14 protein-coding genes are annotated in these 14801 nt (G+C 67.7%); 8 read left to right on the forward strand and 6 right to left on the reverse strand.

The annotated features are described in order from the left end of the window. Positions 1-5: 5 nt before the first annotated feature. Positions 6-1535, reverse strand: a complete 1530-nt coding sequence (locus TFC3_RS26020) for an amino acid permease (protein ID WP_067505128.1) — start codon at positions 1533-1535, stop codon at positions 6-8. Between the two features lie 1254 nt (positions 1536-2789). On the opposite strand from TFC3_RS26020, the gene TFC3_RS26025 reads away from it, so the two are divergent. Next, complete coding sequence (locus TFC3_RS26025) at positions 2790-3188, forward strand: MerR family transcriptional regulator (RefSeq protein ID WP_067505131.1); 399 nt, start codon at positions 2790-2792, stop codon at positions 3186-3188. On the opposite strand, the gene TFC3_RS26030 is transcribed toward TFC3_RS26025, so the two are convergent. Beyond that, positions 3146-4030, reverse strand: coding sequence for an SDR family NAD(P)-dependent oxidoreductase (locus tag TFC3_RS26030; protein WP_082772534.1), 885 nt, complete (start codon positions 4028-4030; stop codon positions 3146-3148). The genes TFC3_RS26025 and TFC3_RS26030 overlap by 43 nt on opposite strands. Positions 4031-4245: 215 nt before the next feature. Here TFC3_RS26030 and TFC3_RS26035 point away from each other — a divergent pair, with 215 nt between their 5' ends. The 6 genes from TFC3_RS26035 to TFC3_RS26060 all read left to right on the forward strand — a co-directional run bounded on the left by TFC3_RS26035 (position 4246) and on the right by TFC3_RS26060 (position 9432). Beyond that, positions 4246-4818 carry a DUF998 domain-containing protein gene (locus TFC3_RS26035; RefSeq protein WP_255363810.1) on the forward strand — a complete coding sequence of 191 codons (573 nt, stop codon included), beginning with the start codon at positions 4246-4248 and terminating at the stop codon, positions 4816-4818. A gap of 2 nt (positions 4819-4820) precedes the next feature. Next, positions 4821-5345 (forward strand): helix-turn-helix domain-containing protein, encoded by a 525-nt coding sequence (locus TFC3_RS26040; protein ID WP_067505137.1) that lies wholly within the window; start codon positions 4821-4823, stop codon positions 5343-5345. Beyond that, on the forward strand, positions 5342-6727 hold the full coding sequence (locus TFC3_RS26045; RefSeq protein ID WP_067505139.1) for a sensor histidine kinase: 1386 nt from the start codon (positions 5342-5344) through the stop codon (positions 6725-6727). Before TFC3_RS26040 ends, TFC3_RS26045 begins: the two co-directional genes overlap by 4 nt. Then, positions 6724-7374: a response regulator transcription factor gene (locus TFC3_RS26050; RefSeq protein WP_067505141.1), complete on the forward strand. Its 651-nt coding sequence runs from the start codon at positions 6724-6726 to the stop codon at positions 7372-7374. Before TFC3_RS26045 ends, TFC3_RS26050 begins: the two co-directional genes overlap by 4 nt. A gap of 97 nt (positions 7375-7471) precedes the next feature. After that, on the forward strand, positions 7472-8365 hold the full coding sequence (locus tag TFC3_RS26055; protein WP_067505143.1) for an ABC transporter ATP-binding protein: 894 nt from the start codon (positions 7472-7474) through the stop codon (positions 8363-8365). Beyond that, on the forward strand, positions 8362-9432 hold the full coding sequence (locus TFC3_RS26060; RefSeq protein WP_067505146.1) for an ABC transporter permease: 1071 nt from the start codon (positions 8362-8364) through the stop codon (positions 9430-9432). The genes TFC3_RS26055 and TFC3_RS26060 overlap by 4 nt, the downstream gene beginning before the upstream one ends. 80 nt (positions 9433-9512) lie before the next feature. Here the strand turns inward: TFC3_RS26060 and TFC3_RS26065 are convergent, their stop codons facing one another. The 3 genes from TFC3_RS26065 to TFC3_RS26075 are packed head-to-tail and all read right to left on the reverse strand — an operon-like array spanning position 9513 to position 12831. Then, complete coding sequence (locus TFC3_RS26065) at positions 9513-10100, reverse strand: TetR/AcrR family transcriptional regulator (protein WP_173745400.1); 588 nt, start codon at positions 10098-10100, stop codon at positions 9513-9515. Between the two features lie 2 nt (positions 10101-10102). Further along, entirely contained in the window at positions 10103-12247 is a 2145-nt protein-coding gene (locus TFC3_RS26070; RefSeq protein WP_067505152.1) for a YhgE/Pip domain-containing protein, read from the reverse strand. Then, on the reverse strand, positions 12244-12831 hold the full coding sequence (locus TFC3_RS26075) for an ABC transporter ATP-binding protein (protein ID WP_067505154.1): 588 nt from the start codon (positions 12829-12831) through the stop codon (positions 12244-12246). Before TFC3_RS26075 ends, TFC3_RS26070 begins: the two co-directional genes overlap by 4 nt. 173 nt (positions 12832-13004) lie before the next feature. On the opposite strand from TFC3_RS26075, the gene TFC3_RS26080 reads away from it, so the two are divergent. Beyond that, a complete protein-coding gene (locus TFC3_RS26080) occupies positions 13005-13964 on the forward strand; it encodes an LLM class F420-dependent oxidoreductase (protein ID WP_067505158.1) in 960 nt (319 codons plus the stop codon). A gap of 105 nt (positions 13965-14069) precedes the next feature. On the opposite strand, the gene TFC3_RS26085 is transcribed toward TFC3_RS26080, so the two are convergent. Next, positions 14070-14687 (reverse strand): PadR family transcriptional regulator, encoded by a 618-nt coding sequence (locus TFC3_RS26085; protein WP_067505161.1) that lies wholly within the window; start codon positions 14685-14687, stop codon positions 14070-14072. Positions 14688-14801: the final 114 nt, after the last annotated feature.

Raw genomic sequence — 14801 nt, forward strand, 5'->3', positions numbered from 1 at the left:
CAAGATCACTCCGGCGGGGCCGGCATCGTCTGCTCGCCGTGGGCGGCTTTTTCGATCAGGTTCTGCTTGGGGCCGGTGAACCACTTCCTGGCACTGACAACCCACCAGATCGCGGCGGCTCCGACGACCACTGCGACCGCCACGATGGTGTAGTTGAACGTGCTCGCGGTGATCGGACTCGCGGTCGGCAGGACGAACAAGATGCAGATCAGGACGACCCACACGATCGCGAGCCAGCCGATCGGCGCGCTCCACCGGCCGAGGTGCCACGGACCCGGCCGGAAGTCGGGGTTGAGGCGGCGCAGGAGCACCGGTCCGACGTACGCGATGTAGAGCCCGATGACCGCAATTGACGTCGCCGCGAGATAGGCCGTGGTGTTCCACAACGAAGGCAGAACCAAGATGGTGCTGATCGTCACACACAGCCAGATGGAGTTCGTGGGCGTACCGGTGCGGGGGTTGACCTGTTTCCAGAGCCTCGATCCGGGCAGCGCGCCGTCCCGGGCGAACGCGTAAGCCATCCGGGAATTTGCGGTAACTGAGGCCATTCCGCAGAACCATTGAGCAACCATGCAGATCAACAGGAGGAACGTGCCGAGGTCATGTCCGACGGCGTCGATGAAGATCTGCGCCGGCGGAAGGCCGAGGTCGGTGGTTCGCTCGGCCTCATAGTCCTGAATCGACCAGGTAATGGCCACGAGCAGAACGAAGCCGGCAATGACCGACACCACAACGGACATCACGATTCCGCGCGGTGCCGCACGGGCCGCGTCATGGGTTTCTTCCGCAACGTGGGCCGAGGCGTCATATCCGGTATACGTGTACTGAGCCATCAGCAGACCAACAAGAACCGCATAGGCCCCAGCGCCCGAGAAAGTGAATCCGGTCGCATTCTGCACTTCGAAGAACACTTCAGACAAAGGCTTGTGATCATCCGGTACGACCGCAAGTACGCCGACAATGACGGCAACCCCGACAAGATGCCACCACGCGCTCACATCGGACAGCAATCGCACCAGGTTGACGCCGAAGGTGTTCAGCAACCCGTGCGCGATGATGATCACCAGAAAAATCAGGAACGTACGCCCGGTTGTGACTTCCATGTCGAACGCCAACCCGAGAAAGGCGGACGTGGTGATCGCAGCACCGAAGTCAATGGCCGCGGTGACGGCAACCTCACCGAGGAAGTTGAACCAGCCGACGAACCACGCCCAGGCGGCCTTGTTGCGTTTGGCGAGCGCGGCGGCCCACCAATAGAGGGCTCCCGCGGTGGGGTAGGCGGAGCAGACCTCCGCCATGGCCAGGGCCACGAAGGTGACCATGATGCCGACGAAGAGCCAGCCGATGGTGATGGCCAGCGGACCACCGGCGGTCATGGCGATGCCGTACGACGTGATCGCGCCGGCCAGGATGGAAATGATGGAGAACGAGACCGCGAAGTTCGAGAACCCGGACAGCCGGCGATGCAGTTCCTGCTGGTAGCCAAGCTGAGCAAGTCGTTCTTCGTCGGTGCTGGGGACAGGGTCAGCACTCATGAAGGCTCCCTAGACCGAGGGGCGGCTGTGACCACGGTCACTGCCGTCCGGTGATGATCTCGCCGCGGTGTTACGCCCGTCAATGAGCCGTGTTAATTGCGTTGCTGCGCCTCAGGTACAACCCGCACACTCGTACACATGTCAGGGCATTGGAAAGCGTGGCGCGGCACTCACAGCCGGCACCCACGCTCAGCCCTGCCGGTGTTCTGACGCTGGCAACCAGCGCGCGAGCCCTCGGCAGGCTTCGCGAACACCCCGGGAGTCCATCACTCCCAACCCGCGGCGGCGCGGGGCGCGGTCACCTCTCTCCGACGCAGCTACCGCTGTGCCATGCGCCCGCCCCGCGCCCCGCTCTCAAGCTCGGCAGTCGCCCCCGCTCCTGGCCGGCTCAGCTCAGCTTTTCGGCCTGCTCGAGCCGCGCTTGGCCAGCCGCCGTCCCCAGGATCTCCCTGTGCTCACCGACCGGCTCGGCTCGGGCCGTATGGCTCGGTGGGTTCGACTCACAGTCCTAGTTGCCCAGCCCCCCACCTGGCTTGCATCGCAGCAACAGCCGATTCAGCCCATCCGGACCCGCGACGCGCTCAGGCAGCGGGCTCAACCTCGCCTCATCGCTGCTCAGCGCCGATCCCGCTTACCGCTCTTGCCGGATAAGTCCAAAAAATCTACAGCGGCGAGTCTAGAAATTGACTAGTGACGGGCCTAACATGATCTGAGTCGGCCACGCACAGCCGACATGCAACTGGCACAGACGCTGAGTTGGCTAAGGAGGACGAGATACCGCAGCAACGCGTTCTCACACCGTCCCCGACCCGACAAGAGGTGATCGCAGCCGATGCCCATCACCCAGGCCATCCGCTAGCGGCACGCAAGCGGATCGACCGAGCCGACGACGGTCGGCAAGAGAATTGAACAGCCAAGGCCCCGGTAACCCGCCGGGGCCTTGGACTGCATCTATGGCCCCAACCAGTCCGCCCCAAGCCAAGCCCCCGCGCGCAAAGCGTCCAGGCATCCCAGAGAACCCGCGCTTCCCTGGGCAGTGGCGACCCCAGCCTCAGACGCTCGTAACGAGCCCCCTCGCGCCCCGGCCAAAAGCCGGCTGCGACGCACCAGCACCACCCGTCATCGCAGAGCAGCCCTGCCACCGCAGAGCAGCCCTGCCACCGCAGAGCAGCCTCCGCCACCGCGGAGCCCTCATGCAGAGGTCGTCACGCGAACCGAACGGACCCCGACCGGCCACCCCGGAAGAAGGGCACCATGAACACCGCTTTCGATGACGCCGACTTTCCGGCGTACACCATGGGCCGCGCCGCCGACATCATTGGCGTGACCCCCGCGTTTCTTCGCAGCCTGGGCGCTGCCGGTTTGATCGAGCCGGAGCGTTCGCACGGCGGCCATCGCCGCTACTCCCGCCACCAGCTCCAACTGGCCGGCCGCGCACGTCAACTGCTCGACGAGGGCATTCCGATGGCCGCCGCCTGCCGCATCGTCACGCTGGAGGACCGCCTCGACGCCGCGCACCGGCGCATTACCGAGCTCGGCGGCACCCTCACCCCCGACGACGACGCGGACGTACCCACCTCGACGCACCCCGACATCGCGACGCCCAAGTACTACCCCTCGCCCCGGCCCGACCGGTCCCCCTCCACTCCCTGACCAGCCTGGTCGACCGCCGGCCGCTCAAGCCCGACCGCGGCGAGGCTCGCGTCCCAGAGCCGCCGCGCCCGGTCGGGGTTTGTTGCCCGGCCGGTGGCGACCATCGGCCGGCGCCACGCGAAGTAGCCGCCGGGCACCAGGGCAGCCGGATCGTTGGCCAGCCACAGCAGCGTCTCGGCGCCCTGTTCCGAGCTTTGGAACAGCGCCGGAGCGAAGCGGGCCAGCGTGAACAGCGGGCTGCGCCGTCCGAACCGGCTGCGGATCAAGCCGGGGAAGAAACAGGTTGGCACGATCCCGTATGAGCCCCAGCGCCGCGCCGCCTCGATGGTGAACAACAGGTTGGCCTGCTTTCCGGCCCCGTATGCCAGCCACGAGCTGATCTGGCGACGTCCGGGCCGCGAGACGTCGAGCGTGCCCCAAGCCTCGGCCAGCGAACCCGTGGTGACCATGCGCGCAGGCTCGTTGTCCGTTGCCGCTGCGCGTAACCGGTCGACCAGCAGGTTGGCCAGCAAGAACCCACTCAGGTGGTTGACCTGCATGCCGGGATCGAACCCGTCTGCCGTCAGGCGGCGCGCAGGGGCGAGCTGGCCGGCGTTGTTCACCAGCACGTGGATCTGCTCGTGCTCGGCCGCCACCCGGCGACCCACCTCGCGTACCTCCTCCAGCCGCGCGAAGTCCGCCCGGTACGCCGCCGGCGTCCGCCTGCCCGCGTCCCGGACCGATTCGACGGCCGCTTGAAGCCGGCCCGGATGCCGGCCCAGCAGCACAACGTCGTCGCCATTCCGCGCGAACGCGGTTGCCGCAGCCAGCCCGATGCCCGAACTGGCGCCCGTGATCACCACCGTGTGCCCCACCACAGCATTCGATCATTGCGGCGCGGCTAGCGTGAACGCCATGCCGGAGATCATCAGAGAATGCACCGCGAGCAGCACCTTTGGCCGGGGCGCGCGTGGGTAGGGCGGCCGAGGATGCCCCCGCGGCATCCTCGGCAACAGTTGTCGCGCGCCCGCCGGCGAACTCAGGCGGCCGGGCTCTCGGTGCGGCAGCGGGCGCCGCCGTGCTGGCGGGTTCGGTGACCATGCTCGTCGCCCTGGTCGCCAGCCCCGGGTCCTGGCTACTGGGATACGTCAGCGAGGCGGGCACTGCCGGGCGGCCGTTCGCTGTGGCGTACCGATGCGGACTTGTTCTTCTGGCAGCGGGCGTCGCCTTGCTGGGGCTCGCGTTACGGCCCGCGCCGCAGCCGGTCGCCGCGTTGCTCGGCGCTGCGGCCTTTCTCGCCGCGGTCTCCGGAGTGGTGCCCTGCACGAACCAGTGCCCGTTGCCGCCCTTTGAACCGACGACCGTCAGCGATGTGGTGCACACCGCGGCGAGCATCGCCGGGATGGCGGTGCTGGCAGGCGTGATGGCCATGATCGCGTTCTCCTCGTTCTTCCGCCTGGCCGCCCGGAGGCTGTCCGCAGTCGCCACGCTGATCCTTGTCCCTTTGAGCGCCACCTTGGGCCTGGTCATGCTGTTGGTAGGCCGGGGCTCGGCCGGCGCCGTCGTCGAGAGGCTCGCGCTGACCGTCGCCGTCGCCTGGCTGATCGGCATGTGCAACTTGACGATATTACGTTCTTCCGTAAAAGTGTAATCATGCCAGCCGATGAGCCGCCCACCCTGGAGAACCGAGTCTCGGAGCTCGAGCGGGCTTTCGCCGACTTCATCCGGGACAAGGCCACTCTGGAGCGGCTGCCGCGCGAGCTCGGAAACGCGGACCTGTGGGCGCTTGACGGCCTTCGCAAGCGGGTTGGCGATGACAGTTCGGGTGCGGTGGTCTACACCGGCATTGTCGAGCTTCCGACGGGCGAGCATTACGACTGGCAGCTCGGCACCTCCGTTGACGATCTTTTCGAGGCGGACTGGTCCGACTGGGCGGCGACGCTGGGAGCGCTGGGCCATCCGGTCCGGCTTCTGCTGCTGCGACGAGTCCTTGCCGGCACGCGCACGGCCGCGGAGCTAGCCGCCGACGAAGCGCTCGGCACCACGGGACAGCTATATCACCATCTCCGCCAGTTGGTGAGCACCGGCTGGCTGCACTCGTCCGCACGCGGACGCTATTCCGTTCCCGGGGAAAGAGTCGTTCCACTTCTCGTTGTTCTGACGGGTGCTCGATCATGATCAGGGATCAGTGGGTACGTCCAGGCCCCACCCCGCGTCAGCAACGCACCGACCTGGTGATCGGTTTGGTTGCGGCGGCTTTCGCGGTGCTCAACGTGTTCCTCGCACGCAGTGTCGGCATGTATGCCACCAGCTCGAGTCCCGCTCTGGCCGAGCAGCTCTGCTGGGCAGTGGCGGTGACGTTGCCGCTCTGCTGGCGACGCCGCCAACCCGACGTGGTCGCGATCATCATTGCAGTGACCTTCATCGCCGGACAGATCCGCGGGGCGCAAGAGCAGCAGCTTGCCTCGGGAGCCATCGTGGCAGCCGTCTACACCCTCGGCGCGTGGGGACGAGATCGCCGACGGTCCCGGACGCTGCGGATCTCCGTCATCGCCGCCATGTTCCTGTGGCTGGTCATCGCCTGGTTCCTGAGCCATGACCTCATGCCGGCCGAGGGACCGCCGGGCGCCTCAGGTGAATTGCCCCCGCTTCCGGCCAGCCTCATCAACGGCGTGATCGTCAATGCGGCGGTCTTCGGCATCCCCTATTTGATGGGCAATGCGGCGTGGCAGTCCGCGCTTAGGCAGCACCAACTGGAGGTGCAGACCGAGCAACTTGTCATGGCGCAGAGGCTGGCCGGCGAGCGCGCCGTGATCGATGAGCGGCTGCGCATCGCCCGCGAGCTGCACGACGTTGTGGCGCATCACGTGTCGGTGATGGGAATCCAAGCCTCGGCCTGCCGCCGGGTGCTGGACAAGGATGCCGAACGAGCCCGGACCGCCCTGACAGCAGTGGAAACGAGCGCACGGACCGCGGTGGACGAGCTACGCAGGATGCTCGGCGCGCTGCGAAGTCCCGACAGCAAGCAGACAAGCACCGCTCCGGCTTCGGCTGCCGGGGTGGAGCACATCGAAGACCTGGCTGATCGCGTACGAACAGCCGGCCTCACCACCCACTACGCGGTCTACGGCAACCCGGTGGCAGTGCCCGACTCGATCTCGCAAACGGCCTACCGGATCGCCCAGGAAGCGGTGACCAACGTCCTCAAGCACGCCCGAGCCTCCACGGTCGACATCCGGGTTCGCTACCTGGCCGAGGAGCTGGAACTCGACGTGGCCGACGACGGACTCGCCGAACAGCAGCGCGCGGGCACCCGAGCCGACACCGGCACCGGCACCGGCACCGGCATGGGCATGGGCATGGGCATGGGGATTCTCGGCATGCGCGAACGAGTCGCCGTGCATGACGGCGTACTGGAGATCGGCCCGCGCTCGGGCGGCGGCTTCCGGGTACGAGCGCGCCTGCCCCTCGCCCGGCCGTCCGAAGGGCCAGCGGCCGCGAAGAGAGAGAACGCCAGGAGGAGCGCTGCGAATCCGATGGTGACGGCGGCGCCCAGATGATCCGGGTGCTGCTGGCCGACGATCACCAGCTTGTTCGTACCGGCTTCCGGGTCATCCTGGAGATCGAGGACGACATCGAGGTGGTGGGCGAGGCGTTCGACGGGCGGCAAGCGGTTGAGCTGTCCCGCAGGATGAGGCCGGATGTCGTGCTCATGGACCTGGAGATGCCGGGCATGAACGGTCTCGAGGCGACCGAGGTTGTCACCGCGGAGCAGGGTCCGGCCGTGGTGGTCCTGACGACCTTTGACCGCGACGACTATCTGTTCGCCGCCTTGCGGGCCGGGGCCAGCGGGTTCCTGCTCAAGAACGGCACGCCGGAGGCGCTGATCGAGGCCGTACGCGTGGTGGCGGCGGGTGAGGCCCTTCTCTCACCGGCGATCACGCGGCGGGTCATCGCCGAGTTCGCCGCTACGGGTGCGCCGAGCCAGGCTGCGGCGCGGGTGGAGGAGTTGACGCCGCGCGAGCACGAGGTGTTCGTCCAGCTGGCTGGCGGCGCCACGAATGCTGAGATCGCCACGGCTCTGCGGCTTGGGGAGACCACCGTCAAAACGCATGTGAGCCGGGTGCTGATGAAGATCGGGGCGCGGGACCGGACGCAGGCGGTCGTTCTCGCGTACGAGTGGGGAGTGGTGCGGCCGGGAGGTTGATCCGGTGGTTCGGCGGCGATGTCCTCCGAGCGGAGGACACGGGTTGTCGTTCGCCAGCCGGACGCGGTGATCAGGTAACAAACCCTAGCGTGAAGGGATGACCAACGTGCTGAGCGTCAACGCCATCAGCCGCAGCTTCGGGGACCGTCAGGTGCTCAAGGACGTCACGTTCGACGTCGGGGCCGGGCGGATGACCGGTTTCGTCGGCGCCAACGGGGCCGGCAAGACCACCACCATGCGGATCATGCTGGGCGTGCTCGGTGCCGACTCCGGCGAGGTGCGCTGGCAGGGCCGGCCGCTGACCCGGGATGCGCGGCAGAGCTTCGGCTACATGCCCGAGGAGCGCGGGCTCTATCCCAAGATGACGGTCGCCGACCAGATCGTCTACCTCGCACGCCTGCATGGCATGAGCGCCGGCGACGCCCGCCGCAGCACCGATGCCCTGCTGGAGCGTCTGGGCCTCAGCGACCGCTCCGGCGACCTCGTGGAGAAGCTGTCGCTGGGCAACCAGCAACGCGTGCAGATTGCCGCGGCGCTGGTGCACAACCCGGAGGTGCTGGTCCTGGACGAACCGTTCTCCGGGCTGGACCCGCTCGCCGTCGATGTCGTGCTCGGCGTGCTGCGAGACCGGGCAGCCGCGGGTGCACCGGTGCTCTTCTCCAGCCACCAGCTCGACGTGGTCGAGCGGCTCTGCGACGACCTCGTCATCATCGCCGACGGCACCATCCGCGCGGCCGGCAGCCGCCACCAGCTCCGCATCAGCCATGCCCTGCCGCGGTACCGCATCGAGGTCGGCGCAGACGCCGGCTGGATCCGGGATCAGCCCGGTGTGACACTGCTGGAGCTCGACGGCGCACAAGCCGTGTTCGACCTGGACCCCGGCACCGACGACCAGGAGGTGCTGCGCGCTGCGCTGGCCCGGGGGCCGGTTCGCGCGTTCGGCCCCGTCGCACCGTCCCTGACCGAGATCTTCCGGGAGGTCAACCAGTGACCACGTCAGCCGCCGCCAAGCTGGTCGCCGCACGCGAGATCCGGATGAAGCTGCGCGACAAGACGTTCATCTTCAGCACGGTGTTCTTCTTGCTCGTCGCCGTGGCCAGCACCGTGCTGCCCGCGCTGATCGAAGGTGGCCCGACCAAGGTCGCCGTCTCCGACAGCGCTGCGGTCACCGCCCTGCGCAACGCCGGCCTGGAGGTCAGCGTGGTGCCGGATGACGCCGCGGCCGAACGCGTGCTGCGCGACGGCGACGTCGACGCCGCCGTGGTGTCGGGACCGAAGGTGCTGGCCATGGACGAGACGCCCGCCGACGTGGTCGGGGCGCTGAGCGCTTCGCCCCCGGTGCAGCTGCTCGACCCGGACGCGGTCAACCCGTTCCTCAAGTTCGTCGTGCCGTTCGCCTTGGCCTTCCTCTTCTTCGTCACCTCGTTCACGTTCGGCATGCAGATCGCCCAGAGCGTCACGGAGGAGAAACAGACCCGGATCGTCGAGATTCTGGTGTCCAGCATTCCGGTACGGGCCCTGCTCGCCGGCAAGGTCGGCGCAATCACCCTGCTGGCGTTCGGACAGATCGCCTTGATCGCCCTGGTGGCGTTTGCGGGCATCCAGATCGCCGATGTCGACACCGAGGTGGTGAGCCTCGTCGGCCCGGCCATCGGCTGGTTCATCCCGTTCTTCGTGCTTGGCTTCGTCATGCTGGCAACCCTGTGGGCCGGCGTCGGGGCGCTCGCCGCGCGCCAGGAAGACCTGGCGGGGGCCTCAACACCGCTGCAGATGGCGGTCATGCTGCCCTTCTTCGCGGTGCTGTTCCTCACCGACAACGAACCCGTGATGCGGATCTTGTCGTACATCCCTTTCTCGGCCCCGATCGCCATGCCGGTCCGCCTGTTCAACTCGGACGCGGCGGCTTGGGAACCCGTGGTCTCGCTGCTCATCCTCGCCATCTCGGCCGCCGTCTTCCTCCGAGTAGGCGCCCGCGTGTACGAGGGCTCGCTGCTACGTACCAACGGCCGCACCTCGTTCGCCACCGCCTGGCGCACCCGATCCACTATCGGCTCCTGACGACCCAGGAGATCGGCCCCTGAGACGCAGGGCGCGCCCCGAAACCGAGGGCGCGCCCCAGAACCAGCGCGCGAAGAAGATCAGGCGACCCGGCGGACAATGGCCAGCAGCGACCGCTCAACGTCCTCAATAGGCCGCTCCGGTTGGAACACCAGCCAGTCCACCGCCACCACCAGCCCCACCCCGAACAGGGCCGACGACGCCACCCGGACGTCCAGGTCGGCCGGCAGCTCTCCCGCGTCCACGCCGGCCTGCACCGTTTCGGCTATCACTTCGATTGCTTGTTCGCGGAGCAGGATCAGTGTTTGCTGCCATTCGCGGTTGGTGCGCCACATCTCCGAGAGCAGGAGCTGCGCGAACGCCCGGTACTTGCGGATGTACTCGAGTTGGGCGCGGATCAGGGCGTCCACCGCTTCGCGGGGTGGCAGTCCTTCCACGGCCGTTCGGAAGGCGTCGGTCAGCAGGGCGATCCCGTGGCGCAGCAGGTCCTCGAACAACGCCGTCTTGGAGGCGAAGTTGTAGTACACCGTGCCCTTGGCGACGTTGGCTCGCAGGGCGATGTCGTCGACGGTTGTCGCTGAGAAGCCCTGTTCGGCGATGAGTTCCACAGCCGCCTCGTACAGGCGCTGGCGGGTGTCCGAGCGTCGGCGGGTCCGTCCGTCCACGATTGTCAGATCACCAGCTCCGGATGCAGGTCGGACGGGGTCAGGCGGCGCTTGCGGCGGGCGACGGCGATGGTGAGCGCGAGCGCCCCGAGCCCGTAGCCCAGCAGCGCCACGAAGCCGGTCACCACCGTACCCGCCGGGCCGCCGTCGATGGTGTGCCGTAGCGCTTCCACCACGTACGTCATGGGCAGCAGCGGGTGAATCGCCTGGAAGAACCCCGGCGTGGTCTGCACCGGGTACGTCCCGCCCGACGAGGTGAGCTGCAGCATCAGCAGCGCCAGGGCGAGGATGCGACCGGCCGGGCCGAGCGCCGCGCCCAGCAGCTGCATGATCGCCGCGAACGCCGCTGCGGTGAGCATCAGCAGGGCCAGCGTCAGCACCGGGCTGGCCGGGCTGAGGCCGAGCGCGAAGACGACCACGCAGAACAGCAGCAGAGCCTGCGCAAGTCCCACCGCCACCGCGGGCAGCAGACCGGCCAGCGCCACCCGGTAGGCCGGCGCACCCGACACCACGTAGCGGCGGTTGAGCGGGCGCAGCACCATGTAGGTGATCATGGCGCCGACCCAGAGGGCGAGGGCGAGGAAGTACGGTGCGAAGCCGACGCCGTAGGTTGCCGCGGGGTGCCTTACCGTGCGATCGAGTTGCACGGGGTTGCTCAGCAGGTTGGCGCGGTTGGCCGGGTCGTCACCGAACGACGGGATCCGCTCGGCGCCGTCGCTCAATCCCGAGGCGAGTTGCGCGGCTCCACTTTGCAGGTCGCCCAGGCCGCTCGCCAACTGCTGACCACCCTCCGACAGCGTGCCCAGCCCATTGTCGAGCCGGCGAGCACCCGAGGCGAGTTGGAAAATGCCACCTCGCAGATCCTCCGCTCCGGATGCCGCCTGGTTGGTTCCGCTGCTGAGCTGGCGTGCCCCGGTGGCCAATCGGTTGAGACCCGAGGACAGCTCGTTCACCCGGGATCGGGCCGTCACGATGTCGTCAGCCAAATGCGGGGCGGCCCCGGCAAGCTCGCGCGCGTCCGCCGCCACGGCTTTGAGGCGCTTGCTCAAAGCGTTGAGATCCGAGCCGTCGATAACTGCCTGCACGCGTTTGGCATCGGTCACGAGCTGATTCGCGTACGACCGCGCCTGCTTCACGTCCGGCGTCGAATCCGGCAACCGGTTGAGATAGCGCTGCAGTCGCGTAGCGTTGCGAACCGCGTCGTCGGCAGCGTCGTCGAGCCGGTTCACATTGTTTGCCAGCAGGTCGGCACCACCGGCTACCAAAGTGGCGGACCGCTCGATCAATTCGGCGTTGCGGCGCAGGGCCGGCTCGGCTTTGTCAGCGGCAGCGTCCACGGCCTTCGCAAGTTGTCGCCCGCCCGCCGCCGCTTGCTGGGTCCCGGTGGCCAATTGCGCCGCTCCCGATTGCAAAGCGGCAAGGCCATCGGCGAGGTCGTCGGCTCCCTGCGCCGCCGAGCCGAGTCCGGAGGACAGTTGCCCAGCGCCATTCTCGGCATCGGAAAGCCCGTTGTTCAGCCGGCTGGCGCCCCTCCTGGCGTCGACCAGCCCGCTGTCGAGCTGCTGTGCGCCGTCGGCCGCCTTCTCGGTCTGCGACTTGAGATCGGTGAATCCGACGAGCATTTTGTCGAAGTAGCCGGACTGGGCGGTCTGCGCGGCGGCGGCCCGTACTTCCTCGAACGCGGTGCGCGAGAAAATGCCGGCGAGGTAGTTGGTGGCATCGTCGTTGACCACGACGAGCTGCGCGGCTTTCGGGGCGGCGTTCTCATCGGGCCCGGTTGTCAGGTTCGTGGAGAAGTCGCGGGGAATGCGCAGCGACAGCTGATAACGCCCGTCGGCCAGTCCTTCCTCGGCGCCCTTCTCATCGGTGACATGCCAATCAAAAACTTCCCGCTCGATCAGCTTGTTGGCCAGATCCTGACCGGCGTGGACATTCGTCCCGTCGCTGGCCGTTGCGGCGGTGTCCTGCATGACGAGCGCGGCCGGAATGTGATTGAGCCGGCCATAGGGATCCCAGAACGCATAGAGATACAGGGCGCCGTAGAGCAGCGGGATGACGCAAAGCACGACGAGAGCAGCAGCGGTCAACCGGCCACGCAAGAATCGGCGCAGTTCAAAGCCGGCGAGCCGCACACTGGACGTACCGGTCACTTCACTTCTTCTTTCTGATCCGCACCAAGGTTGATGACAGTGGCGACCCGCGAGTCGTCGACGGAACGGGCGCTGAACAGGACCGCGATCCCGTCCTCGGCCAGTTCGTCAATGAGCGCCCATAGCTGGTCGCGCTCGGATTCGTCGAGACCTTCGTCGGTCGCATCAAGCGCCACAAGCTGCGGTTGCGCGAGGCGCGCCAGGATCACTCCAAGGACCTGGCGCTGGAACGGGCTCAATTCGAAGCCGCGCAGCGAGGGGTCAAGCCCGTGCCAATTGATTTCGGTATCCGGGCGGCGCCCCAGGAGCAGATACCTTTCCTGCACGAGTTCGGCTGCGCTCAATACGTTCTCCGGCTCGGACACCTCGGGCACATAGCCGAGGGCGGCCGTACCCGTCAGATGGACCTGACCGGCAGAAAGCCGGAAGCGCCGGGTAAGCGCGAGCAGCACCGTTGTCCGGCCGCTGCCGGGCGGCCCCACGACAGCGACTTTCTCCCCCGCGTTGATGCGGACATCGAGGTCCCGGAAGAGCCATCGGCGGCGGTGACGGACGCCCGCTCCGCCCGCGGTGAGAACCGGCATGACAATACCTTCTTTGAACTGACTGGTCAGTCTAAAAACATACTCCTCATCTTCATCGATCGATCGGGCACGTGGCGCACCTCACGATCCGCGAGTTGTCCACAGGCTGGCGCCGGGCGGTGGACCGCTCCCCGGCAACCCGGCAGGATCGGGGCATGGTGACGCGATGGGGCATGACCGTTCCACTGGGCGGGGTAGCGCTGACCGAGCACGCCGCGGTCTACGAGGCGTTGAGTGCGGCCGGCTTCACCGACTTCTGGTCGAGTGAGGTGAACGGCACCGACGCGTTCACACCGCTGACGCTGGCGTCGATCTGGCAGCCGCAAGCCCGGCTCGGCACGGCCATCGCACCCGTCTTCACCCGCGGCCCGGCCCTGCTGGCGATGACGGCTGCAGCTCTGGCGGAGGCCGCACCGGGTCGCTTCCAGCTGGGCATCGGCGCCTCTTCGCCCGTCGTCGCCGGCGACTGGAATGCCGCCGAGTTCACCAAGCCCTTTGCGCGCAGCCGCGACATGCTCCGGTTCCTCAAGGCAGCCCTGGCCGGCGAGGTGATCGACGAGACCTACGAGACTTTCCGGGTACGCCGATTCCGGCTCGAACGCCCGCCCGCGGTGCCGCCCCAGATCCTGCTCGCGGCGCTGCGCCCGGGCATGCTCAAGCTCGCCGCCACCGAGGCAGACGGGGTGATCCTCAACTGGCTCGCCGCCACCGACGTCGCGCAGGTCCTGAACGAGGCAAAGACCGGCAAGCCAGACTTCGACATCGTGGCTCGCATCTTCGTCTGCCCGACCGAGGACCGCGAATACGCCCGCACGGTGGGCCGCCGGTTGATTGCCGCCTACCTGACCGTGCCGGCATACCTGGAGTTTCATCGCTGGCTCGGCCGCGAACCCGTGCTGGGCCAATTGCGGGAGGCGTGGGCCACGGGCGATCGGCGGGCGGCGCTAGCGGCGATTCCCGATGAGGTCGTCGACGAGCTGATCGTGCACGGCTCCCCGCAGGAGTGCCGGGCCCATGTCGCTCGCTATGCCGAGGCCGGCGTGACCGTACCGGTAATGGCTTTGCTTCCGACACCCGAGCTGCAGGAAGACGCGACGGCCCTGGGCCGGATCATCACCGGCCTCGGCCGCTGACCCTGCAAACAGCGAGACCGCACACCCACTCACGCCCACGAATGCGCCCAAGAGACAGCGAGGGCGCACCCGGTATCGGGTGCGCCCTCGGTTGAGCCGCGACAATCACTCGCTGTCGGCGAGGATGGCGTACAGCTTGCGCTTGGTTTCGTTGAGCACCGTGAGCGCCTTGTCGCGCTGCTCCGGGGTTCCGTTGAAGCCGACCTGGCGCAGCGCGCTCATGATGCCGACGGCGGCGTCGCGGAAGTCCGCGACCTGGGACATCGTGTCATCGCTGAAGCGCGCCCACGGCGGGTTTTCCGCCGCCGCCTGGGCCTCCTCACGACCGGCATCGGTAAGCGAGAAGCGCTTGCGACCAACGGCCGCCTCGGCCTCGATCAGGCCCTCGTCCTCCAGCAACTGCAGGGTGGGGTAGACCGAGCCGGGGCTGGGGCGCCAGATGCCGCCGGTGCGGCTCTCCAGCTCCTGGATCATCTCGTAGCCGTGCATCGGGCGTTCGAGAAGCAGCGCCAGGATCGCCGGCCGGACGTTGGGGCGACTGCCTCGCCCGCCTCGGCACCCGCCGCCTCGAGGGCCGCCGGGACCCTCAGGCCCCCAGCCCCCGAAGCCGCCATGGCCACCGAAACCGCCACCTTGAGCCGGGCCGCCGAAGGGAAATCCGGGCGGGAACCCGAAGCCACGGGACCGAGCCTCGTGCAGCCGGCGCATGTGTTCGTGCCTCATGATTATCTCCGATCTGTTGTCGATAGTTAGACGATATATCGGCGAACAGTCGAGTGCAAGGCCTTTTCCGGATCCGATGGGAAGCGCGGGGTGTCAGACGCCTTCGATCTGGCA

The sequence above is a fragment of the Actinoplanes sp. TFC3 genome, assembly GCF_001553785.1.
In the GTDB taxonomy this organism is placed as follows: domain Bacteria; phylum Actinomycetota; class Actinomycetes; order Mycobacteriales; family Micromonosporaceae; genus Actinoplanes.

Excerpts from the sequence above, each read along its gene's own strand:
- TFC3_RS26020 (WP_067505128.1), bottom strand. The coding sequence starts at position 1,535 with ATGAGTGCTGACCCTGTCCCCAGCACCGACGAAGAACGACTTGCTCAG.
- TFC3_RS26025 (WP_067505131.1), top strand. The coding sequence starts at position 2,790 with ATGAACACCGCTTTCGATGACGCCGACTTTCCGGCGTACACCATGGGC.
- TFC3_RS26040 (WP_067505137.1), top strand. The coding sequence starts at position 4,821 with ATGCCAGCCGATGAGCCGCCCACCCTGGAGAACCGAGTCTCGGAGCTC.
- TFC3_RS26045 (WP_067505139.1), top strand. The coding sequence starts at position 5,342 with ATGATCAGGGATCAGTGGGTACGTCCAGGCCCCACCCCGCGTCAGCAA.
- TFC3_RS26050 (WP_067505141.1), top strand. The coding sequence starts at position 6,724 with ATGATCCGGGTGCTGCTGGCCGACGATCACCAGCTTGTTCGTACCGGC.
- TFC3_RS26055 (WP_067505143.1), top strand. The coding sequence starts at position 7,472 with ATGACCAACGTGCTGAGCGTCAACGCCATCAGCCGCAGCTTCGGGGAC.
- TFC3_RS26075 (WP_067505154.1), bottom strand. The coding sequence starts at position 12,831 with ATGCCGGTTCTCACCGCGGGCGGAGCGGGCGTCCGTCACCGCCGCCGA.
- TFC3_RS26080 (WP_067505158.1), top strand. The coding sequence starts at position 13,005 with ATGACCGTTCCACTGGGCGGGGTAGCGCTGACCGAGCACGCCGCGGTC.
- TFC3_RS26085 (WP_067505161.1), bottom strand. The coding sequence starts at position 14,687 with ATGAGGCACGAACACATGCGCCGGCTGCACGAGGCTCGGTCCCGTGGC.